Here is a 22386-nt window from a genome sequence, read left to right as displayed (position 1 = left end):
CCATCCCACCACACCCGCGGAGGCCCGCCATGTCCGCCCGCACCGCCCCCTTCCTCGCTGCCTACGACGCCCTGCTCGCCCGCTGGCCCGTTCCGGTCGAGGCCCTCACCGTCCGCACCGCCCACGGCGCCACCCGGATCAACGCCTGCGGCCCCCGCGACGGACGCCCCCTCGTCCTCCTCCACGGCGGCGGCGCCACCTCCACCATGTGGTTCGCCAACGCCGCCGCCTGGGCCGAAGCCGGACACCGCGTCCTCGCCGTCGACCTCATCGGCGACCCCGGGCGCAGCGTCCACGACGGCGCCGCACTCGACGGCATCCCCGGACTGCTCGGCTGGCTGGACGCCGTCCTCGACGAACTGGGAGTCCCCGAGGCCGACTTCTGCGGCCACTCGTACGGCGGCTGGATCGCCCTCGAGTACGCCCTGCACGCCCCCGCCCGGGTCGGTCGGCTCGCCCTGCTCGACCCCACCCAGTGCTTCGCCGGCTACCGCCCCCGCTACCTGCTGCGCGTGGTGCCCCTCTTCCTCCCCGGCCGCACCCCCGCTCGCGCCCACGCCTACCTCGACTGGGAAACCGGCGGCGGCCCCCACCTCGACCCAGCCTGGCGCGACCTCTACGCCCTCGGCTACGCCGACTTCCCCGCCTCCCGGGTCGTCACCGGCCCCCGGCCCACCCCCGCCCGCCTCCGCACCCTCAGCCCGCCCGTCCTCACCCTCTTCGCCGCCCGGAGCCGCACCCACAACCCCACCCAGGTCGCCGAGACCGCCCGCCGCACCCTCCCGACCGCAGAGGTCGCCGTCCTCCCGGACGCCACCCACCACAACCTCCCGATGGCGGCCGCCCCCGAGGTCAACCGGCGCCTCATCGACTTCCTGTCCGCCGCCCGGACCTGAGCGTCAGCGCCCGCAGGGATCTCGAGGGAAGTTCGGGGGCGCCGAAGGACTGGCGCGAGGGTGCCGTCGGTCGCAAGGGTGCCGTCGGGCGCAAGGATGCCGTCGGGCGCAAGGATGCCGTCGGGCGCAAGGATGCCGTCAGCGCCTACAGCAGCAGCGAGTTGAACGACGTGCCCGGCCGATCCAACCGGTGCCCCTGGTGTCGACCGGCGGCATCGAGGATCCTGAGGAACGTCTCGCGGTCCTCGGGGCACTCCTGCAGCATGAGCGCCGACCGCTCGATGACCAGCAGGTAGTGGTCGGCGGGCACCCATGTCATGTCGCGCAGGCAGTCGGCGAGCGCGTTCCGGTTCCATTCGAAGTAGACCGGGAGCCGAAGGCGGGCACTCAGCTGTTCGAAGAGCCTTTGCTCGTCGCTCATCCCGGCGCCGTCCAGCCGGGCCACAAAGCTGGTGCCCGACGGCGGCAGGAGGAACGCAGCCCCCTGCGCGTCCTGCGTCAGGTGGTGGACCCAGGGGCCTCGCCGGTCCAGTAGTGGCGCATGTCCGTCCGATGCCGGGTGTCGAGTTGGGCCACGAGGTGCACGGGCCGCCGCCGGTCCGGTGTCTCGCGGGTGGGGGTGGGGGTGCGGGTGGGGGTGCGGGTGGTGATCGTAGCGCTGCCGGATCACCGAGAGGACGCGGGCGGGCGGATCGCAGGTGAGTGCGGCTCATGTGATGGCGCCGGCGGTGGTGTTCGCGATCCCGGTGCTCACGTTGGCGGGGACGCTCGGGATGGGGACGCCGCGCGGGACGCGCCTGTCAGCCTTGGGCAGGTGCCGCGTAGGGCCGGTGCCGGCCAGCCGCCGATGTCGGCCAAGGGCCGGTGTCAGCGCCAGGCGTGCCGGATCCGTCCGCCGACGGCGGCGATCACGGACGTCGGGCCCGGGTCCTCCTGCGGGAGCGCGGTCAGGAGAAGCGCCGGCTCGCCGCGCGTGCCGGCGGTGAGCACCCGGTGGAGTTGCTGGTCCATCTCCTCGTGCGTGATGTGCCCCTCGGCGTAAGCCTGCTGGAGACGCGTCACGGCCGACTCGCGTTCGTCTTCGGCGATCGGGCGCGGTGCCCGGGGCGGGTGCTTCGACGGAGGATTCACCGCCCCACTCCTCGGCCGCGTCCGGTGCCACAGAAATTGCCTGCATGGAACAACTACTCACCCTTGCCTGGCAGTACCGTGCCGGGCTGGTCCCCAACGAGGAGCTGCCGATGGCGGCGGCGCACCTGCTCGTCGCCGGCCTGGACTCCCCGGCCCTGCGCGAACTCGCGGGGCTGTCTCGGAGTGACAGCAATGCCGAGCTGTTCCCGGTGGTGCTGGGCGAGTTCGGCACCGCTCTCCCTGACCAGGACATCACCGAGTGCTGTGTGCTGCACCATGTGGCGGACCGGCTGGTGGCCGGTGCGATGACGCCGTCGTAGGTGGCGGCCGAGGTCTGGCGGCGCCTCTTCGCGGGCTGGACCGAAGCCGAGCGCGACTTCGTGGACGCCGTCGGCTACGAGTACCACGTCGACCTCATCGCGGCCGAGCGGCCCGAGGCCTTCCGAGCCTGGGAAAAGGCGCTCCGCTCGGCAGCGGAACGGCTCTGCCGCACCCCGTTCCCGACCTGGTAGGCAGACCCGGGACGCACGCCCGGGACGCTGGCCCGGGCGGGGCAGACCCGGGCGGCAGCGAACGGACCCGAGCGGGGTTGCCGTGGCCGTCGCCTTGGCCGTACGACCGTGCCGCCCGGGACCGTGACGGGCCGCCGTCAGTAGATCAGGTACCCCGGGCGGTGCCCTTCGTCGTCGATCTCCCCGGTGGCCTGGGCCCGCAGCTTGCGGGACAGTTCCTCCAGGGCGCGGGAGGCCGCGACCTCCTCGCCGATCCTGGCGAGCGGACGGTCGTCGGCGCTCTTCACGGCCTCGCCGTGCGCGCTCAGGCCCGGCGCCCTCGCGCCCGTCAACCTGGCGTCGCACGCCGTGTGCACGCCGTCCTCGTCGAATGTCAGCTCCACGTCCCACTGGTTGTGCATGCCACACCTCCTGGCGCAGGCCCCCGTCGCGCCTGTCCTGACCGGCACGGACGGTGACCCGTGGCGGCCGCTCACACCAGCGTGCGCCTGCCCCGCCCGAGGCGGCAAGCGCGGACGACGGCACCGGGCGCGGCAGCCCGGCACCCCCCGTCGCGCCACCTCCCGCAGGCGGGTGCCCGGCCCAGCGCCCGGCGCCCGCTCGGTGCAGTGCCCGGCGCAACGCCCGGCGCAACGCTCGGCCCCGCGCCCCGCCGGTCGCGTCCGATCGGCCCGGCCGCCGCCCCGGCGGTACGCTGACGGAAGCGGGCCGCGACCGCCGACCCACCCCGGGCCCTTCGGCGCGGCGCGGGCAGCGACAACCTGGTGGTCCCTCCGTGGCGGTCTTCCTCCTCGCCCTCAGTGCGGCCTGCTGTCTGGGTCTGGGCTTCGTCCTCCAGCAGCACGCGGCGCAGCGGGCCCCCCGTGCCGATCTCCTGCACTGGCGGCTGCTGCTGGACCTGATGCGGATGCCCGAGTGGCTGCTCGGCACCGGCTTCATGGTCAGCGGGCTGATCCTCTCGGCGCTCGCGCTCAACCAGGGCGAGGTGTCCCTGGTCGAACCGCTGCTGGCCACCAACCTGCTGTTCGCCATGGCACTCGCCCGGGTGCTGACCCGTCAGACCCTGGGCCGCTCAGGCTGGGCGGGGGTGCTGCTGCTCGGTCTCGGAGTGACGGCCTTCATCGTGGCCGGGAAGCCGACCGGCGGTGGGGCGCCCGCCGGGGAGCTGCGGCACTGGCTGGTGGTCGGCACGGTGGTGGGGCTGGTCGTGCTACTGGTCTCGATGGCTCGGCGGATGCCGCTGTTCGAGGAGGCGACCCTGCTGGCGCTCGCCGCCGGTCTGCTCTACGGCCTCCAGGACGCACTCACCCGAACCACCACCCTGCGCCTCGACCACCAGGGACTGTCGGCCGTGCTGCGCAGCTGGCAGCCGTACGCGGTGGTGGTGGCGGGCGTGGTCGGACTGCTGCTGGTGCAGAGCGCCTTCGAGGCCGCGCCACTGCGGATGTCGCTGCCGGCGTTGACCGCCGCCCAGCCGCTGGCCGGGATCGCCTGCGCGGTCGGCTTCCTCGGCGACCGACTGCGGGTTACCCCGGCCGCGCTGGCCTGGCAATCGGCCGGGATGCTGGCCATCGTGATCGGGGTGATCGTGATCGGCCGCCACCCGGCGATGCCCGGCACCGCCCGGGACAACCTGGAGAGCATCGGGGCGGCGCCGGAGGACGAGTCCGTGGACGACACCGGGGACCGGCCCGAGGGCGGAACCGGGAACGGCACCGGCACCGGCAGCAGGCCCGAGGACGGACCCGACGGCGGCCCCGGGAAGTCCGGCTAGAGGCCCCGATGTGCTGGAGCGCGGAGGCGGACGCCGTGGCCGGTGGGGTGGTCGCGGCCGCCGGGGTGGCGTGTCTGGTCCGCGCGCACCGGGTCGGCCGGCCGCAGCGGTTACCGCTCGCCGCGCTCCCGCTGGTGCTGGGTCTGCACCAGCTGATCGAGGCCTTGGTCTGGCGCGGTACGGACGGTGAACTGCCCGTCGCCGTCGCCGGAGCGGCCCGCACCGCCTGGGCGGTGATCGCCCTGCCGCTGCTGCCCGTGCTGGTCCCGGCGGCCGTGTGGTGCGCGACCACCGGACCGCGCCGGCGCGTGCTCGCCGGGCTCACCCTGCTCGGCGTTGCCGTCGCCGTCCCGCTTGCCGCAGCTGTCGGCTCCCACCCGGTGACGGCCTCCGCGCACGGCCACACGCTCGGCTACGCCATCGGCATCCCGCATCCGGCCCTCCTCCTGACCGGATACCTCCTGGCCACGGTCGGTTCCTTCCTCGCGAGCGGCGACCACCTGCTCCGCCGCCTCGGCCTGGTCACCGGCGCGGGCGCCCTCGTCTGTGCCCTGCTCTGGCGCCTCGCCTTCATCTCCACCTGGTGTGCCCTCGCGGCCCTGGCCGCGCTCCTGCTGCTCCACTGGGCGGGCCACCCACCTGTCGCCGAGGCCCCCGAACCCATCCGCTGAGCGGTTCCGACGGGTGGACAGCTCCTACGAGTGCGCCGGAGCCGGCTGCCTCGTCGTGTCCGCCGCCGACTGCCCGTCGACGGCCTCGCTGCCCGAGCTGCCAAGGCTCTCGGAGCCGCCCGAGCTGCCGGAACTGCCCGAGCTCCCGGAGCCGCCCACGTGCCCCCGGAGGCGGTCCATCTCGCGCCACTCGGGCCGGAGGCCGGCCAGCGTCGTGGTGGCGAAGTAGAGGGCGCCGGCCGCGAGCAGGCTGGGTATCAGCCCGACGAGGGCGACCGACGCGCCCGCGACGAGGCCGCCGAGGGGAATGCCCGCCCAGGCGAGGGAGTCGCCGAGGGCGTGGACGCGGCCGAGGAGGTGGCGGGGCACCCGCTCGAAGAGCATTGCGCCGAGGATCGGGTTGAGGAAGCCGGAGCCGAAGCCGCCGATCGCGAAGACCGTGAGCACCACCCACATCGGCGCGCCGAGGGCGAGCACCACGAACCGGGGCGCACCGCACAGCAGGAAGCCGACGAAGAAGACCGTCCGGCGGGGCAGGCGCGAGGCGACGGCTGCCGCGATCAGGCTGCCGACGACCGCCGTGGCACCCATGACACCGGCGGTCAGCCCGATGGCGGCCGGGCCGTTGCCGGATTCCCGCGCCCAGACCGGGACGAGGACGGTCACGAAGCCGGCGTCGAGCAGATTGGTGATGCCGACCATCACGATCACGGCGAGCAGCAGCGGCTCGGACCGCAGGAAGGCGAATCCCTCGCGGAACATCCGCCAGTAGCCGCCGCCTTGCTCCCGCTCCTCCACCGACGCGGCGGCCGCGCCGGCCACCGCCGGAGCAACCGAAGCCGCCGGAGCGACCTGCGCCGCCGGGCGCCCCATGCCGCGCGGCAGCGCGAGGGCGATGACCAGCGACCCGAGCGCGAAGGTGGCCGCGTTGACCGCCAGCCCGGCCAGCGGGCCCATCAGTGCGACCAGCCCGCCGCCGACCGCCGGACCGATCGTGGAGGCCAGCCGCTCGGTGACGCCCGACAGCCCGGTGGCGCGTTCCATCGGCACCCGGGCGCGGTCGGCCGCCTCCGGGACCATGACCGACTTGGCCAGGTCCCCCGGGCCGCGCATTCCGCCGATCACCGCGACCATCACCAGCAGCACCCAGAACGGGAGCAGCCCCTGCGCGTGCAGCAGCGGCACCAGCCCGGCCGCGACGGCGCTCACCGCGTCCGTCGTCCAGGACACCACGCGCGGCCCGAGCCGGTCGACCACCGGCCCGGTCAGCGCCTTGACCAGCACATACGGCGCCATCTCGGCGAAGGCGACCAGGCCCGTCATGGTGGCGCTGCCGGTGGTGGCCAGGACGAACCAGGGCAGGGCGATGGCCGAGACGCGCGTGCCGGTCACGGAGACGACCGTGGCGGTCAGCACCCCGGCCAGCGGCCGGAAGCTGCGCACGGGCGGGTCGACGGCGGTGGTGGTCATGCGCTTCCCCCCTCGGTGGTGGTGCTCGGATCCGGCAGGACGTGGACGATCACGGAGACCTGCTCGGCGCCCTCCGGGGCCGGTCCGTCGGCGTCGATCGGGCGGTACCGCCCGATCACCTCGGACAGCTCGCCGGTCAGCTGCTCGGCCTCGGCGGGCGTGAGCCGCAGGATCAGGTCGCTGAGGTCCGTCACCCGGCGCCACTCGCGCGGCATGGTCTCGAAGGCGTCCAGCGTGCGCTGGCCGGTCAGGGTGTGTGCGGCCAGGACGGACCGCAGGAAGCCGACGGCCGTGTCGGGCTCCTCGTCCGCCATGTCGTCGCCCGTCCAGACGGTGAGCCGGTGGGCCGAACGCCACCAGCGCTCACGGGCGTTGCCGCGCTCCTGGTCCTCCTCGACGAAGCCCGCGGCGGCGAGCTGGCGCAGGTGGTAGCTGGTGGCCCCGGAGTTGAGCCCCAGCTGCGCGGCGAGCCTCGTCGCCGTGGACGGGCCGTGCTTGCGCAGCAGCCCGACCAGTTGCATGCGCACCGGGTGCGCCATCGCCCGCATGCCCTTGGCGGTGATGGCGATGTGCGGGTCGTCGCTGTGCTTCCAGCCGCGGTCTTCGCTCATGGCAGGAGCGTAGGACCGCAAAGAATGCTTTGCAAAGGGTTTTCTGCGAAGAGTTCTTTGCGGTTCCCGGCAGGCCTGGTCACCGGGCCGCGCCGGGCTGCCTCACCGGGGCCTCGCCGGGCTGCCCCAGCGGGCTGCCCCACCCGAGCCCCGCCAGTCGGCGGGTGCACGACCGGCCGCTCGGCGGGGGCGCGGGCCGGGTTCGCGTCCCGGGGCGGGATTGTCACCCGGGCGGGTGAGGCGCAGGCTGGCAGGAGGGCCCGGAAAGCGGCCCGTCCCGGTCGGCCGCGGAACCGATGACGGCCGCCGGTGAGGCACGAGGGGCAGGACGATGACACGCGGGAGGCTCTGGGGCTACGTCGCGTCGGGGGCCCGGGCGCTCGCGGCGTTCGGCGGCACGGGCGGCACCGGACGCAGGAGCGACACCGGACGCGCGGGCGGCGGCACGGTCGCCGTCAAGGCCGAGGAGGGCCTCGGGCCGTTCCAGTCCGACACCATGGCCGCGCCCCGGGCGCTCACCCACGCGGAGCTGGAGCGGCTGCGGTGGACCGGCCGCCAGGCCGGCTGCGAACCGATGGCCCGGCACGTCCAGGTGGCCGATGTGCTCCGCCGGGTGATGCGCGGCGGCGGCCGCTCGGCGGCCGTCACGGTCCGGGTGGCGCCCGGGCTGCCGGTGGTGGCCGGGGACGCCCGGCGGCTGGAGGCTGCCCTCGCCGGGCTGGTCGACCACGCGATCCGGCGCAGCCCGCTGGGCGGCCGGGTGCTCGTCCGCGCCGAGGTGTCGGGCGGCGGCCGCCGGGGCGACGCATGCGACGTACGGGACGTACGCGATGCACTCGACGTGCGCGGCATACGAAACGACCTGAGGAACGGCGCGCGGGGACGCGACCGGGTGGAGATCCGGATCTCGGACCGGGGCGCCTACGAGCTGCCCGAGGCACGCGAGTGGCTGCTCGCGGGAGTACGGCCCGCCGGCCCGGTGGGGCCCGCCCTGCACAGTCTGGTGCTCGCGGCGGGCGGCCGGCTCGCGGTCGAGTCCACCCCCGGCGGCGGACTGACCGTGGTCCTGCTGATGACCGTCGCGTACGACTGACGCGCACCCGGACGAACCCCGAACGGACCCGGAACGCACCCCGGACGAGCCCCGGACGCACCCTCCCCACGCCGATCCGGCGAACCCGCCCCGCCGAACCTAGACTTGCCCCATGCCCCGGCTCAACGACCAGGTCAGGGAGCTGCTCCAGGAGTACGCCGACCTGATCAACATCACCGGCGGGGACGCCTTCCGGGCCCGCGCCTACGAGAAGGCCGCCCGCGCGGTCGGCGGCCACCCCGAGGACCTCGCGGGCCTGGACGTCAAGGGTCTGCAGCAGATCCCCGGCGTCGGCAAGTCCACCGCCGAGAAGATCGCCGAGTACCTCGCCTCCGGCAGGATCCCCGCCCTGGAGACGCTGCGCGCCAAGATCCCGGCCGGCGTGCGGGAGATGATGGCCGTCCCCAGCGTCGGCCCGAAGCGCGCCCTGGCCCTGTTCCGCGACCTCGGCATCGCCTCGGTGGACGAACTCGCCGAGGCGGTCCGCGCCGACAAGCTGTCCGACCTGGCCGGCTTCGGCGAGCGCAGCGGCGAGAAGATCCTGCACGGCATCGAGCTGATGCGGCAGTCCGGCGGCCGGTCCCTGCTGGACAACGCCACCGAGCTGGCCGAGCAGTTGGTCGCCGCGCTCTCCGCCGTCCCCGGCTGCACGCGCTGCGCGTACGCGGGCTCGCTGCGCCGGATGCGCGAGACGGTGGGCGACATCGACGTGCTGGCGACCGCCGAGGACTCCGCCCCGCTGATGGCCGCGCTCACCGAACTCCCGTACGTGGCCGAGGTGATCGGGAGCGGGACGACCAAGACCTCGGTGCGCACCACCCAGGGCGTCCAGGTGGACCTGCGGGTCGTCCCGGAGGAGGACTGGGGCGCGGCGCTGGTCTACTTCACCGGCTCGAAGGCGCACAACATCAAGCTGCGCACGATGGCCGTGCGGGCCGGGCTGAAGCTCTCCGAGTACGGGCTGTTCGAGGTGGACGGCGGCGCCAAGGTGGTCTCGGAGACCGAGGAGGAGGTGTACGCCGCGCTCGGCCTGCCGTGGATCGCGCCCCAGCTGCGCGAGGACCGGGGCGAGATCGAGGCCGCCCTGAACGGTGAACTCCCGGACCTGGTCCAGGAGTCCGACCTGCGTGGCGACCTGCACACGCACACCGACCTGACCGACGGGCTGGCCACCCTGGAGGAGATGGTCGACACCGCCGCCGCGCGCGGCTACTCCTACTTCGCCGTCACCGACCACGCGCCGAACCTGGTCATGCAGCGGATGACCGACGAGAAGATCCTCGCCCAGCGCGAGCAGTTGCGCCGACTCGCCGACCGGCACAAGAAGATGCGGCTGCTCCACGGCACCGAACTGAACATCGACCCGGACGGCGGCGTGGACTGGCCACCCGAGTTCCTGGCCGGCTTCGACGTCTGCGTGGCCTCCGTGCACTCGCACTTCGCCCTCGACCGCGCCGCCCAGACCCGCCGCCTGGTCCGCGCCTGCGAGAACCCGTACGTGCACGTCATCGGCCACCTCAGCACCCGGCGGATCGGCAGTCGCGGCCCGATCGACGTCGACCTGGACGCCGTGTTCGAGGCCGCCGCTCGCACCGGCACCGCGATCGAGATCAACAGTTCCCCGCAGCGGCTCGACCTGCGCGACGAGGACATCCTGCGGGCCAGGCGGCACGGCGTCCGGTTCAGCATCGACAGCGACGCCCACGCCACCCCGCACCTCGCCTACCCGCGTTACGGCGTCGGCACGGCGCAGCGCGGCTGGCTCACCGCCGAGGACGTCGTCAACACCTGGACGTGGCAACGGCTGAAGCGCTTCCTCCACAAGGACGCCCTGCGCTGACCCCGCCGTCACCCGACCGGGCGGCCTCGGCGCGCCGAGGCCGGGGCCGCCGGTCAGCACGGCAGGGCGTCAGCAACACCAGGGCGTCATTGACATCAGGGCGTCAGCAACGTCAGAACGTCAGCACGTCCCCGCCAGGTCACCCCTCGCCGCAGGAGGCCCCCGGCGAGGCCAGCACCCGGGCAGCGCTGCGGTGCCCGAGCCCGGCCGCCAGCCGCAGGTCCCCGGTGTCCAGGAATCCGGCCAGGAACCCCGCCGCGAAGGCGTCCCCGGCCCCGGTGAGGTCGCGCACCTCCGCCACCGGGGGTACCGGCACCGTGAACAGCCCCTCGCCGGGCACGTCGACGGTGGTGGCCTCGGCGCCCGACTTGGTGACCACCGTGGTGGCCGCCAGTCGGGCGCGCTCCGGCCCGGGCAGGCCGTCGACCAGCAGGCCGAGGAAGGCGGACTCGGAGCGGTTGGCGAACACGAAGGTGGGTGCCAACTCCGCTAGCAGGTCGAGGAATCGCTCCCGCCCGAACTGCTCCAGCATGCCGGTCGAGGAGGCGTCGACCGAGGTGGTGCCGCCCGCCTGCCGGACCCGGGCGAGGGCGTCCACCGCGGTGCTGCCGACCGGCTCGCCGTCGAAGGAGTAGGCCGGCACGTGCAGGTGGGTCAGGCCCGCCAGCCAGTCGTCCGGGACGCGCTCCAGCAGCGTGGCGGCGCCCCGGTCGGGCAGCATGGTCCGCTCGCCGTCCGGGTCGATCAGCACCACGATGCTCCCGGTCCGGCCCTGCCGGGAGACCCGGACGTCGACGCCGTGGCCGTTCAGTTCGGCGACCACGCCGTCCCCGACCGGGTCCGCACCGACGCAGCCGAGGAAGCGGGCCGGGTACTGCCCGGCGGCGAAGCGGGCGACGTTGGCCGCGCTGCCGCCGCGCCGCCGGAAGACCCGGGCCCCGGAGTCGGTGCCGTGCCGCAGCGGGCCGTCGACCCAGACCACGATGTCCTCGACGAGGTCGCCGAGCACCCCCAGCACGGCTCAGGCCCCGGTCTCGGCGGCCGAAGCGGCCGACCCGCCCGACGCAGCCGAGGCGTCTGACGCAGCCAGGGCAGTGGCGATCTCGCCGCCGAGCCGGACGTTGCCCCGGTAGACCTCGACGTTGACCTCCAGGCTGCGGCCGTCGGTGTCGCGCTGGATGTGGTCGAGCAGGAAGGGGGTGGAGGCGTTGCCGGTGATGCCCTGGCGCTCCGCCTCGGCCCAGGCGCGGGCCAGGATGCCGTCCAGTTCCTCCGGCGGCAGTTGCTTGGCCGGGTCGACCGGGTTGGCGATCAGGACGGCCTGCGGCAGGGCGAGCCGGTCGCGGGCGTCGATGACCTTCGCGGCCTCCTCGGGCGATTCGACGCTGAAGTTGATCTCGTGGCCGGAGTCGGTGATGTAGAAGCCGGGGTACTTGCGGGTGCGGTAGCCGATGACCGGGATGTTGAAGGTCTCGAAGCGCTCCAGGGTGGCCCGGATGTCGAGGATGGACTTCACCCCGGCGCTGATCACGGTGACCGGGGTGGCGGCCAGGGTGGTCATGTCGGCCGACTCGTCGAAGCTCTCGGAGGCACCGAAGTGGACGCCGCCGAGGCCGCCGGTGGAGAAGACCCGGATGCCCGCGCGGTGGGCCAGGAAGGCGGTGGCGGCGACGGTGGTGCCGCCGTGCCGGCCGAGCGCGGCAACCACCGGGAGGTCGCGCAGGCTGACCTTGTCGAGCCCGTCGGTGGCGGAGAGCTCGGTGATCTGTTCGGTGCTCAGGCCGACCGTCGGTACCCCGGCGTGCACGCCGATGGTGGCCGGGACGACGCCCGCCTCCCGCAGCTGCTTCTCCGCCTCCAGCGCGACGGCCAGGTTGCGGGGGCGCGGCAGGCCGTGGGTGAAGATGGTCGATTCCAGGGCGACCACGGGCCGGCCGTCGGCGAGGGCCCGCGCGACCTCCTCGGCGACGCGGATGGCGGGGGTAGCGGGGGTGCTGGGGGTGCTGGGCGGAAGTCCGGTCATGATGCGAACTCTCTGTTGAGATGCCACTGCGGTGGGGCAACGTGATGGCCAGCGTATGGACGGCTCGCATCGGAATCCAGAATGAGTCCTGGGGCTTCCGATAGGCCGTCAGCTATTGGTTCGTCCACCCCTTCGCCTACCCTGACGACCATGGGTTTCACCTTGCGTCAGCTGGAGGTCTTCCTGACCGTCGCCGAGACGCTGCACTTCGGAAGGGCCGCCGAACGGCTGCACATCTCGCAGCCGACGGTCAGCCAGGAGGTCGCCCGGCTGGAGCGGACGGTCGGCGTCGAGCTGTTCGACCGCAGCCGCCGCTCCGTCGCGCTCACCGAGGCCGGCGCGGTGATGGCCACCGAGAGCGCGCGGCTGCTCGGCCAGGCCGAGGCGATGCTGACCCGGGTCCGGCTGCACGAGGAGTCCCGGGTGGGCACCGCCCGGATCGTCGCCTCGCCGAGCGTGGTGAACCGGCTGCTGCCCGCCGTGGTCAGCCGGGCCGAGCAGGAACTGCCCGCGCTCGACACCGCCGAACTCGCCGTGGACACCGGCCAGGTTTCCGCCACCCTGGCCGCCGAACTCGCCGACATCGGGCTCGGCCGCTTCCTGGACGAGGTGGCCGGCTACCGACTGGAGCGGATCGCCGACGAGCCGGTGCTGGTCGCGCTCGGCCGGGACCACCCGCTGGCCGGCCGGACCGGCCTGGGCCTGGCCGAACTGCGCGACCTGCCCCTGCTGTTGTGGCCGCGCGAACAGCACCCCCGCTACTACGACCACGTGCTCGGCCTCTGCGGGGACCACGGCGTGGACCCGCCGGTGCTGGTCAGCCCGCCCCGGATCGTCGGGTCCCGGCTCTACCTGCTCGCCCGCAACCGCGCCTTCTCGCTGGTGCCCGGCTCGATGACCGGCCACCTCACCGAGGACGTGGCCACCGTACGGCTGGAGGGGCGGGCCACCCTGCCGCTGGAGATGCAGTGGCGGCTGGACGACCGGCGACCCCGGCTGGCCACCCTGCGGGACCTCATCCGGCAGGAGGCGGCGGCGCTCGAGGAGCAGTAGCCGCGCCCCGACCCGGCACCGCCGACCACGGCCCCCACCACGCACCCCTGACCACCACCCCCGACCACCACCCTTGACGCTGGCATGCCACCGCCGGAAGGATGCCGGATCATCCCTCCGGCCCGCGGCAGCGCCACGGGCCGCCCGACCCCGGGGATCCGCCTTGACCCTGCGCCCACTGCTCCGCCGCGCCGCCGGTTTACTCGGTGCCGCCGCGCTCACCCTCGCCGGCACCCTCACCGCCGCCGGCCCCGCCCACGCCGACTTCGGCACCGACTACCACGACCCGGTCACCGCCACCAAGCCCCTCACCCGTCCCGACACCCGCTCCTGCACCGTCGAGGCGATGCACCAGCGCGAGTTCCGCAACGGGTACGGTAACCCGCCCGACACCCCGTACACCGCCACCCTCACCCCGCCCGCCGACTGCGCGGGCCCGTGGTCGGCGGTGGTGCTGGACCTCCACGGGCAGGTCGCCGGGCGGCAGTTCGACCGGATGTTCAGCGTCCGGGTCGGCGGCGTCCAGGTGCTGCTCTCCTCCACCCCGGAGCCGTCCAAGGACGGCATCGAGTGGAACGTCGAGCACGACGTCACCCGCTACGCCCCGCTGTTCGCGTCCGGTCCGCAGGACTTCTCCTTCGACCTCGCCAACGTCACCGACGCCACCTACACCGGCGTCTTCACGATCAGCGCGACCCTGACCTTCTACACCGCGAACGATCGCTGGCCGGCCGCCCGCGGCGCCGACCGGCTGCTCACCACCGGACCGTTCGCGCTCACCCAGGCCGCCCCCGCCGCCGGGCGCGAACTCACCTTCCCGCAGAACCTCGAACGCCTCACCGCCGAGGTCTACACCCGGGGCGGCGGCGCCTGCGAGGAGTTCGCGTACGCCTCCGCGCCGGACGCCTTCGTCACCGCCAACCCGGGCCTCGGCCTCTGCGGCAAGGGCCCGTTCCGCGAGCTGCGCCTCACCGTGGACGGCCGGGTGGCCGGCGCGGTCTGGCCGTACCCGGTGATCTACACCGGCGGCTGGGACCCGCTGCTCTGGCGGCCCGTCCCCGGTATCTTCGCCTTCGACCTGCCCGCCTACCGGCTCGACCTCACCCCGTACGTCGGCCTGCTGCTCGACGGCCGCCCGCACACCGTCGGCGTCACGGTCAACGCGTCCGAGGCGCAGAGCAACGACACCTGGACCGGCCAGGTCAACCTGTTCGCCGAGGTCGACCACGGCGCCGCCCGCACCACCGGGCAGCTCACCGACCACCGGGTCGCCCCCGAGGCCGCCGTGAGCACCGCGCTCGCCGACCAGGGCGGCGGCAGCGGCGACTGGACCGTCACCGCCGCCCGGCACGATCTCGCCCGGGGCTGGGTGCAGACCTCGCACGGCCGGATCACCACCGAGGTCCGCGACGACCTCTCCTTCCGCTCCGGCCAGCAACTGCGCGACAGCGGCAACGACGTGACGCTGCACAACGGCACCGACCTCACCCGCACCACCTCGACCTGGGGCGGCGGACCGCACCGCACCACCACCGTCCACGAGGGCGAACCGCTGGACGTCACCTACAAGGTGAGCCACGACGCGGCCGGCAACACCGACCAGACCACCGCCATGGACCTCGGCTACCACCGCGAGGCCGGCACGGCGACCGGCGGCCACGTCACCGAGCGCTCCACCGTCGACCACACCCTGCGCCCGACCGCCCAACGCCACGACGGCGACCGCACCGTCCGCACCGGCAGCAGCACGGAGGACTACCGCAGTACCGGGCCCGAGGGGCCGTACCACCGGACGCTGAGCTTCGTGGACGGGTGGCCGCGGTCCTGAACCGCCCCCCGGTGATCGATTCTCCGCATTGATCGATTTGCGAAAATTGCCCGAATTCATGCTGTTCACCCCTGGTGCACACGGCGTACGAGGCGCATGATGGGAAATGGACCTGCGAGGTAGCTGAAGGAAGTTCGACCGCAGGAGGCAGTGGCGACAGATCGAGACGGATCAGGGTCTGCCGCTGGTTTTCTACCTCGGTCGACGATCGAACTACTGGCCGGAGGACGTCAAGTCCGGAGGCCGCCCCCACCTCGTAGGTTCCCCGCGTCCACGGAGCATCCCCTCGGCTCCGTGGACGCGCCGTCCATGTGCACAGCCGAGCATGTCCATCCGGGCCACTCGTTCGTACCGCCCGTACGGCACGGCCCGTTCGGCGCGGTCCGTTCGGCACCGCTGAATCAGTACCGCTGGATCAGTACCGCCGGTTCGGTATGCCTAGTTCGGTACGGCGTAGCCCATCTCCCAGGCGTGCACGGCGATCCCGACCCGGTTCGCCACCCCGAGCTTGCGCTGGATGCTGGCGACGTGGGTCTTCACCGTGCCCGGCGAGATGAACAGCTCCGCGGCGATGTCCGCGTTCGTGCGGCCCGCCGCGACCTGCCCGGCGATCTCCACCTCCCGCTCGGTCAACGGCGCCGCGGCCGCGGGCCCCCGGCGCTCCGGCCGGCGCGGCGCCGTCACGTGCCGCAGCAGCCGGACCGTGACCGACGGGCTGATCAGACTCTCCCCGTCCGCCGCCGCCCGCACCGCCTCGGCCAACAGCGCCGGGCCGGAACGCTTCAGCAGGAACCCCGAAGCCCCGTACTGCAGCGCCGGGTACACGTACTCGTCCAAGTCGAAGGTGGTCAGCACCACCACCCGCACCGGCTCGGCCACCCCCGGCCCGGCCAGCCGCCGGGTCAGCTCCAGCCCGTCCATCCGCGGCATCCGGATGTCCACCAGTGCGACGTCCGGCCGCAGTTCGGCCGCCAGCCGCAGCGCGGCCAGCCCGTCCGCGGCCTCCCCCACCACCTCGATGTCCGGCTGGGCCTCCAGGATCCGCCGCACGCCGCGCCGCACGGCCTCCTGGTCGTCCGCGATCAGGGTGCGGATCACCCGCGGGCACTCGCCGTTCGCGCTCGTCACGCCCAGCAGTCTGCCACGCGATCCGTCACACGCAGCCCGCCGGGAAGCTCCCCCGGCAACCCCTGTACGGCCCGCCGGAAAATTCACGCGGCGACCCCGGCGCGGTTCACCTCCGTACGGTGAGCTGACCGCCATGAACGCTTCCAGTGGACGTCTCCCCGTCAGCCGGCGCGGCCTCCTGGCCGGCGCCTCCGGCCTCGGCCTCGGCCTCGGCGGCGCCGTGTCCCTCTCCGGCCTCGCGGCCACTCCCGCCGCCGCTGCCCCCGCCGCCCCCGCGGCCTCGCCGCTGCTGTGGCAGCGGCCCGGGCGCTCCGGTGCCCCGCGGGTGGCCGGTCTGCACCTCCAGTTCGGCTCGGACGCCTCGCGCGAGGTGGTGGTGTCGTGGCACACCACCAGGTCCGTCGCCAACCCGCGGGTGATGTACGGGACTTCGAACGGCGGCTTCGGCCGGACCACGCAGGCCGCGACCCGCACCTACCGGGACGCCGCCTCCGGCACCGAGGTCCAGGTGCACCACGCCCGGCTGACCGGCCTGCACCCCGACACGGACTACGTCTACGCGGCCGTCCACGACGGCACCACCCCCGAGCTCGGCACCGTCCGCACCGCCCCGCGCGGCCGGTCCGCCTTCACCTTCACCAGCTTCGGCGACCAGGGCACCCCCACCCTCGGAAAGAAGACCGCCAACGGCTACGTCAACGACAACCTCGGCAGCCCCGCCGCCGGCGACACCACCGCCGGGGTCGAGCGGATCGCCCCACTGTTCCACCTGCTCAACGGCGACCTCTGCTACGCGAACATCTCCACCGACCGGGTCCGCACCTGGTCCGACTGGTTCGAGAACAACACCCGCTCCGCCCGCCACCGCCCCTGGATGCCCGCGGCCGGCAACCACGAGAACGAGAAGGGCAACGGCCCGATCGGCTACGGCGCCTACCAGGCCTACTTCGACCTGCCGGACTCCGGCTCGGACGACGAACTGCACGGCCTCTGGTACTCGTTCACCGCCGGCTCGGTACGCGTCATCAGCCTCAACAACGACGACGTGGCCCTGCAGGACGGCGGCAACTCCTACGTCCACGGCTACTCCGGCGGCGCCCAGCAGCGCTGGCTGGAGCGGGAGTTGGCCGCGGCGAACGCGGACCCGGAGATCGACTGGATCGTGGTCTGCATGCACCAGGTGGTGATCTCCACCGCCGACAAGTTCAACGGTGCCGACCTCGGCGTACGCGAGTCCTGGGTGCCGCTGTTCGACAAGTACGGCGTGGACCTGGTGGTCTGCGGCCACGAGCACCACTACGAGCGCTCCCACCCGATCCGCGGCCAGCAGCCGACCGACACCCGCACCCCGATCCCGGTCGCCACCGGCACCCAGACCATCGACACCACCAAGGGCACCGTCCACATGGTGATCGGCGGAGGCGGCACCTCGGCCCCGTCCAACCAGCTGTTCTTCAACCCCCCGAAGGCCCGCGTCATCACCGGCGTCGGCGCCGCCGACCCGGCCACCGGCAAGCGCCCGCCGGTGTACGTGATCGAGGACGCCCCCTGGTCGGCCTTCCGCGACGCCGACAACCCGTACGGCTTCGCGTCCTTCGACGTCAACCCGGGTGAGCGCGGTGGGCGGACCACCATCGACGTCACCTACTACTCCGTCAGCGGCCCGTACGGCGACCTGGTCCCCGTCGACCGCTTCACCCTGACCCGCCCGCGCGGCGCCCGCGGCGGCAGCCGGGGCCGCTGACCCGCCCGGAATGCCCGACCCGCTCCGCACGCGTGGCACGCGCCACACGCGCCACACGCACGGCACGCGCCACACGCACGGCACGCACGGAAGCGGCGAACGCCGGCCGAGCCCCCTCGGCCGGTGCCGTGCCTCGCGCGCTACCGCCCCGGCAGCGTGCAGCTGACCCGCCAACCCGCGGGCTCGACCGGGCCCGCGGTCAACGCGCCACCGTGGGCGGCGGTGCGGGCGGTGAGGCCGGCCAGTCCGGTGCCGCCGGAGCCAGGGCGGCGGCGCAGCAGCGGCTTGCGGGCGGGGCCCGCGTTGTCGGTGACCGTCACCTCGACGGCGCCGTCCCGACCGGGGGCCACCCGTACGGCGACCTCGGTGGCCTGCGGGGCGTGGCGGCGGATGTTGGTGAGGGCCTCCAGCACGACGGCGTAGGCGGTCGCCTGGGTCTCGGCGGGGAGCACGTCGACGGCGTCGGGGGCCACGTCGACGGTGGCCCCCGGCCCGCCCGTCGTACCGAAGCGGGCGACCAGCTCGGGGAGATCGGCCAGGCCCAGGCGGCGCGTCGTCGCGGCCGCCCCGGCGGACCGCTCGCCCTGCCCGTCCGGGCCATCGCGCAGGGCCCCGACCATCTCGTCCATCGAATCCAGCGCCCGCAGCCCGGCCTCCTCCAGGCGGCGCAGCAGCACGGCGGTCTCCTCCGCGTCCTGGCCCGGGAGTTGACCGGCCTGGGCTTCCAGCACAATGCCGGTGATCTCGTGGGCGACGAAGTCGTGCAGCCCCCGGGCCACTTCGAGCCGCTGCTCGCGCCGGGCCCACACGACGGCCCGCTCCCGGCGGGCGTCCAGGACACGCAGGTAGAGGGCCACCCCCGCGACGCCGAGCACCGGCAGCAGGGAGAGCAGCACGCTGATCACCGGGCCGGCCGCGCCGCCCTGGGGCGTGCGGAGGGCGAACCGCAACGGCAGCAGGACGGCCGCCGACCCGACCAGCCCGCCGACCGGCCCGGCCCACCGGTCGGGCAGCCGACGCACGGTCCGGAACAGCACCCCGAGCAGGGCGAGCCACTCGAAGGGCAGCCAGAACGCGGGCAGCCGGTACGGCCCCGGGTAGAGCACGTCGAGCAGCAGCGAGGCGCCGGCCACCGCCCCGGCGGCCGCGCCGAGCGTGATCCGTCCGGCAGGCCACGGCAGGAGCGCCACCACCGCCGCGAGCGCGGCCGTCAGGGCGAGCAGCAGGGCCGCGCCGTGGTCGCCCGGGTGGGCGAGCGCGACGGGCGCCGACAGGACCAGCGCGGCGAGGACGGCGAGCGGCCGCCGGACCCGGACGGAACGCGGCCGGGCGGGGCGGGTCGGGGATTCGGTGCGCACCCGGCCGAGCCTACGGGCAGCTCTCCCGGGGGAGGCGGGGCTCCTCCCCGGGAGGGAGCCGGTGGCCGCCGACTCCCCTCCGCAGCGGGAGGTTTGCCCGACCCGGCGGCGGCAGACTCGTTGTCGTCGAAGCAACCACCCCGAAGAAGGACGAACCGTCATGAACCGTCGTCTCGCCACCGCCGCAGCCTCGCTCCTCCTGCTGGCCGCGACGGTCGTCGCCGCCGTACCGGCCTCCGCGGTGCCGATCTCCGCAGTACCGGGCTCCGAAGCATCGGTCTCCGAAGCATCGGTCTCCGCAGTGTCGACCGCCGACGCGCATCCGGCCGCAGCCGCGGGCGGCCCCGGGGCGGTGAGCGTGCGCGGGACCGGTGACACCGTCCTCACCTCCGCGTTCGGTGGCTTCGCCGGCGACCCGGTCCGGATCTCGGTCGACGCCCGCGCCGCCACCAGCACCGACCCGGGCGGCACCAGCGGCCACTTCCACGTCCGCCACGTGCACAACGACGGCCGGCTGGTCGCCGACTTCGAGGGCGACATCACCTGCCTGGGCGTCGGTGGCCGGGAGGCGATCGCCACCGGTGTGATCACCAAGGGCGAGGCACCGTGGTTCCCGGGCCTGGAGGTGGTCGGCCAGAAGGTCTCGCTGTCGGTGGAGGACAACGGCCGGCACGGTGACCGGCTCGGCTGGGTCTGGGGCGCGCTGGGCCTGCCGGTGGCGGACTGCCAGGGCACGGTACCGTTCATCCGCACGACCGGTGGCGACTTCACCGTGCGCGGCTGACACCCGCCCGACCAGGGCGTTCCCGGTCCTCCGGGGTCCGCACGGGGCGGTGCGCCGCCGCCCGGCCGCTGCCGCTCGGCTGCTGCGCCCCGAGCACCCGGACCCCTGGAGGCCACCGATGCCACCGCTTTCGCCCGACCGCCCGACCGCACCCGGGCCATCCGAAGCCGGCGCGGGGTCCAACGACCGCACAGGGGACGGCCGTTGAACCCCGCGCCCGACCCGTCAAACCCCGCACCCGAGGACCCCACGCCCGAGAACCCCGCGCCCGAGTCGCCGTTGCCCGAGTACCACCGACTCGCCGCCGTCGGGCCGTACTTCGCGCTGGACACCTCCCCCGCCGGCGCTCCGCCCGAGGGCTTCCGCCCGCTGCCCGAGCTCTACGGCACCGGGCCGGACGCGCCGCTGGCCGCGCGCCTCCGGGTGGTGGCGCAGCGGCTCGGCACGGCTGAACCCCGGGTCGCCGCCTCGATCCTGCACCTGGGACTGGCCGCCCGCTTCTGGTCGGTGGGCCTCGGCTCGGCCGTCCTGCTGGGGACGGTCCCGACACTGGAGCGCGCCTGGGTACGGATCCCGGACCAGGGCCCGCTCGATCTCTGGACGCCGCCGGAGCCCGTCCGGCCGGACGCGGGACCGCTCACCGACCAGCTCCACTCCGCCGTCCTGGTAGGCCAGTTGGCGCCCCTGGCGACAGCCGTCCGGGCCGCCGCCCCGCTCTCGGCGCGCCTGCTGCTCGGCAACGTCGCCTCCGCACTGGCCGGCACGCTGCGGGTCCTGGACGCCCACGCGCCGGGCGTGGCACGGGCGTTGGTCGCGGAGCTGCTGGACCGCCCGCCGCTGGCCGGGTCCGGCACACTGGTCACCAGCCCGCTACTCGCCGGGCCGCGTGGCACCGCGTTCCGGCGGAACAGCTGCTGCCTCTACTACCGGGTCGGGCCGAACGCCGGACTCTGCGGGGACTGTTGCTTCACCGAGCCGCCCACGCGGAGGGAGCGGAGCGACCGAGACCTGCACCAGTGAAGGTCATCGTCACCGCCGCATCGCTACCGCCCCACGGGAGCCGTCACACCCGCACCACCACCCGGTCCGCCACGCCCGACGGCACGCGCGGCGCGCACGGCACGGACAACGCGCACGGCACAGATGACCCGCACGGCACGGACCACGCATGAGCCACGACCAGGCCGCATCGTGAAGCGGCCCGCGTCCGGCTTGTCCAGGGCCGGGCGCGGGCCGCGAATCCTCACCCGGTGCCGATGCCCTGGCGCCGGGTGAAGTCTTTCCGAGGGGTGCGGTCAGACCGCGACCGCTTCCTCCGTCTCCTCCTCGGCCTCCGCCGGCGTCTCCACCGGACGGCGCCCACGGCTCTCGTACAGCGCCGCGGCCACCAGGGCCGCCCCGCCCAGCAGCAGCCAGACCAGCAGGGTCACGACGTGCCCGCCGAGGCCCGCGCCGCCGTCGAAGTACATGATGCTGCGCGCGCCCTCGAGGAAGCCGGCGCCGGTCCAGAAGCCGTGCAGGGCGCCGAAGAAGCCGTTCTGCAGCTCGGGCCGGTAGATACCGCCCGAGGAGGTGAAGTTGAGCATCACGAACAGGACCATCATCGTCAGCGTGGTCCACTTCTTCAGGAAGCTGTGCAGGCCGATGCCGATCAGCACGATGCCCGCCGAGTAGAGCCAGCCCAGCGCCCAGATCGCGGCGTGGTCGTGGTCGACGACGTGGAACAGCGGCCCGGCGGTGACGATCCCGATCACGCTGACCACCAGCGAGACCGCCACGCCGACCAGCGCCCGGACCTTCACGCTCAGCGCGGCGCCGGCGGCGCCGATCGCCGCCACGCTCGCGTACGAGCCGATGCTCAGGGCGACCAGCAGGAAGAACAGGCCCTGGCCGGTCGGGTCGCCCTTGGCGGGGGCGGTCAGGTCGGTGACGTGCAGGGGGACGCCCTGCTGGTCGGTGACGTTGGTGAAGACCGCCGTGGCGGCCACCACCGAGGTGTCCGAGTTGCCCTTGGCCACGATCAGCTCGGGGCTCCTGGCGTCCGGGACGAAGGCGCCGACCAGGTCGCGGTCGCGCAGTTGCCGCTCGGCGGCGGACCGGTCGCCGACGGCACGGACGTCGAGCGCGTCACCGGCCTTCTCGCGGATCGTCTGTGCCAGGCCGTGCGCCTGCGGCGTGGTGCCGACGACGGCGACCTTGAGGTGGTGCGGCTCGGGCTGGTGGAAGGCGCCCTGGTAGGCGAGCGCCATGCCGAGGCACATCAGCAGCGGGGTGATCAGGTGGACGGCGAGGTGCTTGAGCGAGTGCCCCAGGGTGGGCGCCGCGGCGGGGTTCTGGGGTGTGCTCATGGTGTTCGTACCGTCCTCCGGTGGCGTCTCGCACAGTCGAGAGGGTGGCAAATACAACCAATGCAGGTGGTAAATGCAACCATCTATTGATGTAGCTTACAACCATCCGACATCGAGCGGAA

At 74.0% G+C, this 22386-nt stretch carries 22 protein-coding genes; 12 read left to right on the top strand and 10 right to left on the bottom strand.

Going from position 1 to position 22386, the window contains the following annotated elements; translation table 11 throughout:
* The first annotated feature begins 29 nt into the window (after window positions 1-29).
* On the top strand, window positions 30-896 hold the full coding sequence (locus ACZ52J_RS30515; protein ID WP_465623330.1) for an alpha/beta fold hydrolase: 867 nt from the start codon (window positions 30-32) through the stop codon (window positions 894-896).
* 145 nt (window positions 897-1041) lie between these two features.
* Here ACZ52J_RS30515 and ACZ52J_RS30510 read toward each other — a convergent pair whose 3' ends face one another.
* Complete coding sequence (locus ACZ52J_RS30510; RefSeq protein WP_465623328.1) at window positions 1042-1341, bottom strand: barstar family protein; 300 nt, start codon at window positions 1339-1341, stop codon at window positions 1042-1044.
* Window positions 1342-1763: 422 nt separating this feature from the next.
* Window positions 1764-2027 (bottom strand): DUF1707 SHOCT-like domain-containing protein, encoded by a 264-nt coding sequence (locus ACZ52J_RS30505; RefSeq protein WP_465623327.1) that lies wholly within the window; start codon window positions 2025-2027, stop codon window positions 1764-1766.
* A gap of 44 nt (window positions 2028-2071) precedes the next feature.
* Here ACZ52J_RS30505 and ACZ52J_RS30500 point away from each other — a divergent pair, with 44 nt between their 5' ends.
* Together ACZ52J_RS30500 and ACZ52J_RS30495 are read left to right on the top strand one after the other, a co-directional pair.
* Window positions 2072-2347, top strand: coding sequence for a hypothetical protein (locus tag ACZ52J_RS30500; protein WP_465623325.1), 276 nt, complete (start codon window positions 2072-2074; stop codon window positions 2345-2347).
* On the top strand, window positions 2348-2539 hold the full coding sequence (locus ACZ52J_RS30495) for a hypothetical protein (RefSeq protein ID WP_465623323.1): 192 nt from the start codon (window positions 2348-2350) through the stop codon (window positions 2537-2539).
* A gap of 137 nt (window positions 2540-2676) precedes the next feature.
* Here the strand turns inward: ACZ52J_RS30495 and ACZ52J_RS30490 are convergent, their stop codons facing one another.
* On the bottom strand, window positions 2677-2940 hold the full coding sequence (locus ACZ52J_RS30490; protein ID WP_350524766.1) for a dsRBD fold-containing protein: 264 nt from the start codon (window positions 2938-2940) through the stop codon (window positions 2677-2679).
* A gap of 374 nt (window positions 2941-3314) precedes the next feature.
* Here ACZ52J_RS30490 and ACZ52J_RS30485 point away from each other — a divergent pair, with 374 nt between their 5' ends.
* A complete protein-coding gene (locus ACZ52J_RS30485) occupies window positions 3315-4313 on the top strand; it encodes a DMT family transporter (protein ID WP_465623321.1) in 999 nt (332 codons plus the stop codon).
* A gap of 8 nt (window positions 4314-4321) precedes the next feature.
* The gene (locus tag ACZ52J_RS30480; protein ID WP_465623319.1) at window positions 4322-4984 is read left to right on the top strand and encodes a DUF6629 family protein; all 663 of its coding nucleotides are present in this window, start codon (window positions 4322-4324) and stop codon (window positions 4982-4984) included.
* A gap of 24 nt (window positions 4985-5008) precedes the next feature.
* Here the strand turns inward: ACZ52J_RS30480 and ACZ52J_RS30475 are convergent, their stop codons facing one another.
* Together ACZ52J_RS30475 and ACZ52J_RS30470 are read right to left on the bottom strand one after the other, a co-directional pair.
* Window positions 5009-6454, bottom strand: coding sequence for an MFS transporter (locus ACZ52J_RS30475; protein ID WP_465623318.1), 1446 nt, complete (start codon window positions 6452-6454; stop codon window positions 5009-5011).
* The gene (locus ACZ52J_RS30470; RefSeq protein WP_465623316.1) at window positions 6451-7065 is read right to left on the bottom strand and encodes a helix-turn-helix domain-containing protein; all 615 of its coding nucleotides are present in this window, start codon (window positions 7063-7065) and stop codon (window positions 6451-6453) included. Before ACZ52J_RS30470 ends, ACZ52J_RS30475 begins: the two co-directional genes overlap by 4 nt.
* A 331-nt stretch (window positions 7066-7396) precedes the next feature.
* Here ACZ52J_RS30470 and ACZ52J_RS30465 point away from each other — a divergent pair, with 331 nt between their 5' ends.
* A complete protein-coding gene (locus ACZ52J_RS30465; RefSeq protein WP_465623314.1) occupies window positions 7397-8158 on the top strand; it encodes a histidine kinase in 762 nt (253 codons plus the stop codon).
* Window positions 8159-8270: 112 nt separating this feature from the next.
* Window positions 8271-9998 (top strand): DNA polymerase/3'-5' exonuclease PolX, encoded by a 1728-nt coding sequence (gene polX, locus ACZ52J_RS30460; protein ID WP_465623312.1) that lies wholly within the window; start codon window positions 8271-8273, stop codon window positions 9996-9998.
* 139 nt (window positions 9999-10137) lie between these two features.
* Here the strand turns inward: polX and ACZ52J_RS30455 are convergent, their stop codons facing one another.
* Complete coding sequence (locus ACZ52J_RS30455; protein WP_465623311.1) at window positions 10138-11016, bottom strand: carbohydrate kinase family protein; 879 nt, start codon at window positions 11014-11016, stop codon at window positions 10138-10140.
* A gap of 3 nt (window positions 11017-11019) precedes the next feature.
* A complete protein-coding gene (locus tag ACZ52J_RS30450) occupies window positions 11020-12021 on the bottom strand; it encodes a pseudouridine-5'-phosphate glycosidase (RefSeq protein ID WP_465623310.1) in 1002 nt (333 codons plus the stop codon).
* A 150-nt stretch (window positions 12022-12171) separates the two neighbouring features.
* On the opposite strand from ACZ52J_RS30450, the gene ACZ52J_RS30445 reads away from it, so the two are divergent.
* Both ACZ52J_RS30445 and ACZ52J_RS30440 read left to right on the top strand, forming a co-directional pair.
* Window positions 12172-13074, top strand: coding sequence for a LysR family transcriptional regulator (locus tag ACZ52J_RS30445; protein ID WP_465623308.1), 903 nt, complete (start codon window positions 12172-12174; stop codon window positions 13072-13074).
* Between the two features lie 163 nt (window positions 13075-13237).
* Entirely contained in the window at window positions 13238-14902 is a 1665-nt protein-coding gene (locus ACZ52J_RS30440) for a peptide-N4-asparagine amidase (protein WP_465623307.1), read from the top strand.
* Window positions 14903-15340: 438 nt separating this feature from the next.
* Here the strand turns inward: ACZ52J_RS30440 and ACZ52J_RS30435 are convergent, their stop codons facing one another.
* Window positions 15341-16030, bottom strand: coding sequence for a response regulator transcription factor (locus ACZ52J_RS30435; RefSeq protein WP_360503148.1), 690 nt, complete (start codon window positions 16028-16030; stop codon window positions 15341-15343).
* 133 nt (window positions 16031-16163) lie between these two features.
* Here ACZ52J_RS30435 and ACZ52J_RS30430 point away from each other — a divergent pair, with 133 nt between their 5' ends.
* The gene (locus tag ACZ52J_RS30430) at window positions 16164-17774 is read left to right on the top strand and encodes a purple acid phosphatase family protein (protein ID WP_465623305.1); all 1611 of its coding nucleotides are present in this window, start codon (window positions 16164-16166) and stop codon (window positions 17772-17774) included.
* A 140-nt stretch (window positions 17775-17914) separates the two neighbouring features.
* Here the strand turns inward: ACZ52J_RS30430 and ACZ52J_RS30425 are convergent, their stop codons facing one another.
* The gene (locus ACZ52J_RS30425; RefSeq protein ID WP_465623304.1) at window positions 17915-19132 is read right to left on the bottom strand and encodes a sensor histidine kinase; all 1218 of its coding nucleotides are present in this window, start codon (window positions 19130-19132) and stop codon (window positions 17915-17917) included.
* A 160-nt stretch (window positions 19133-19292) separates the two neighbouring features.
* Here ACZ52J_RS30425 and ACZ52J_RS30420 point away from each other — a divergent pair, with 160 nt between their 5' ends.
* Window positions 19293-19916: a hypothetical protein gene (locus ACZ52J_RS30420; protein WP_465623303.1), complete on the top strand. Its 624-nt coding sequence runs from the start codon at window positions 19293-19295 to the stop codon at window positions 19914-19916.
* A gap of 204 nt (window positions 19917-20120) precedes the next feature.
* On the top strand, window positions 20121-20936 hold the full coding sequence (locus tag ACZ52J_RS30415; RefSeq protein WP_465623301.1) for a (2Fe-2S)-binding protein: 816 nt from the start codon (window positions 20121-20123) through the stop codon (window positions 20934-20936).
* A 275-nt stretch (window positions 20937-21211) separates the two neighbouring features.
* On the opposite strand, the gene ACZ52J_RS30410 is transcribed toward ACZ52J_RS30415, so the two are convergent.
* Window positions 21212-22264, bottom strand: coding sequence for a hypothetical protein (locus tag ACZ52J_RS30410; protein WP_465623300.1), 1053 nt, complete (start codon window positions 22262-22264; stop codon window positions 21212-21214).
* Window positions 22265-22386: the final 122 nt, after the last annotated feature.

It is taken from the genome of Kitasatospora sp. NPDC034035, from assembly GCF_055575755.1.
Note: the sequence above shows the minus strand (reverse complement) of the source record. Positions and strands in the feature narration are given on the sequence as shown.

Coding starts and splice junctions, on each gene's coding strand:
- ACZ52J_RS30465 (WP_465623314.1), top strand. CDS start 7,397: ATGACACGCGGGAGGCTCTGGGGCTACGTCGCGTCGGGGGCCCGGGCG.
- ACZ52J_RS30475 (WP_465623318.1), bottom strand. CDS start 6,454: ATGACCACCACCGCCGTCGACCCGCCCGTGCGCAGCTTCCGGCCGCTG.
- ACZ52J_RS30515 (WP_465623330.1), top strand. CDS start 30: ATGTCCGCCCGCACCGCCCCCTTCCTCGCTGCCTACGACGCCCTGCTC.
- ACZ52J_RS30490 (WP_350524766.1), bottom strand. CDS start 2,940: ATGCACAACCAGTGGGACGTGGAGCTGACATTCGACGAGGACGGCGTG.
- ACZ52J_RS30445 (WP_465623308.1), top strand. CDS start 12,172: ATGGGTTTCACCTTGCGTCAGCTGGAGGTCTTCCTGACCGTCGCCGAG.
- polX (WP_465623312.1), top strand. CDS start 8,271: ATGCCCCGGCTCAACGACCAGGTCAGGGAGCTGCTCCAGGAGTACGCC.
- ACZ52J_RS30450 (WP_465623310.1), bottom strand. CDS start 12,021: ATGACCGGACTTCCGCCCAGCACCCCCAGCACCCCCGCTACCCCCGCC.
- ACZ52J_RS30470 (WP_465623316.1), bottom strand. CDS start 7,065: ATGAGCGAAGACCGCGGCTGGAAGCACAGCGACGACCCGCACATCGCC.
- ACZ52J_RS30430 (WP_465623305.1), top strand. CDS start 16,164: ATGAACGCTTCCAGTGGACGTCTCCCCGTCAGCCGGCGCGGCCTCCTG.
- ACZ52J_RS30480 (WP_465623319.1), top strand. CDS start 4,322: ATGTGCTGGAGCGCGGAGGCGGACGCCGTGGCCGGTGGGGTGGTCGCG.
- ACZ52J_RS30420 (WP_465623303.1), top strand. CDS start 19,293: ATGAACCGTCGTCTCGCCACCGCCGCAGCCTCGCTCCTCCTGCTGGCC.
- ACZ52J_RS30410 (WP_465623300.1), bottom strand. CDS start 22,264: ATGAGCACACCCCAGAACCCCGCCGCGGCGCCCACCCTGGGGCACTCG.
- ACZ52J_RS30500 (WP_465623325.1), top strand. CDS start 2,072: ATGGAACAACTACTCACCCTTGCCTGGCAGTACCGTGCCGGGCTGGTC.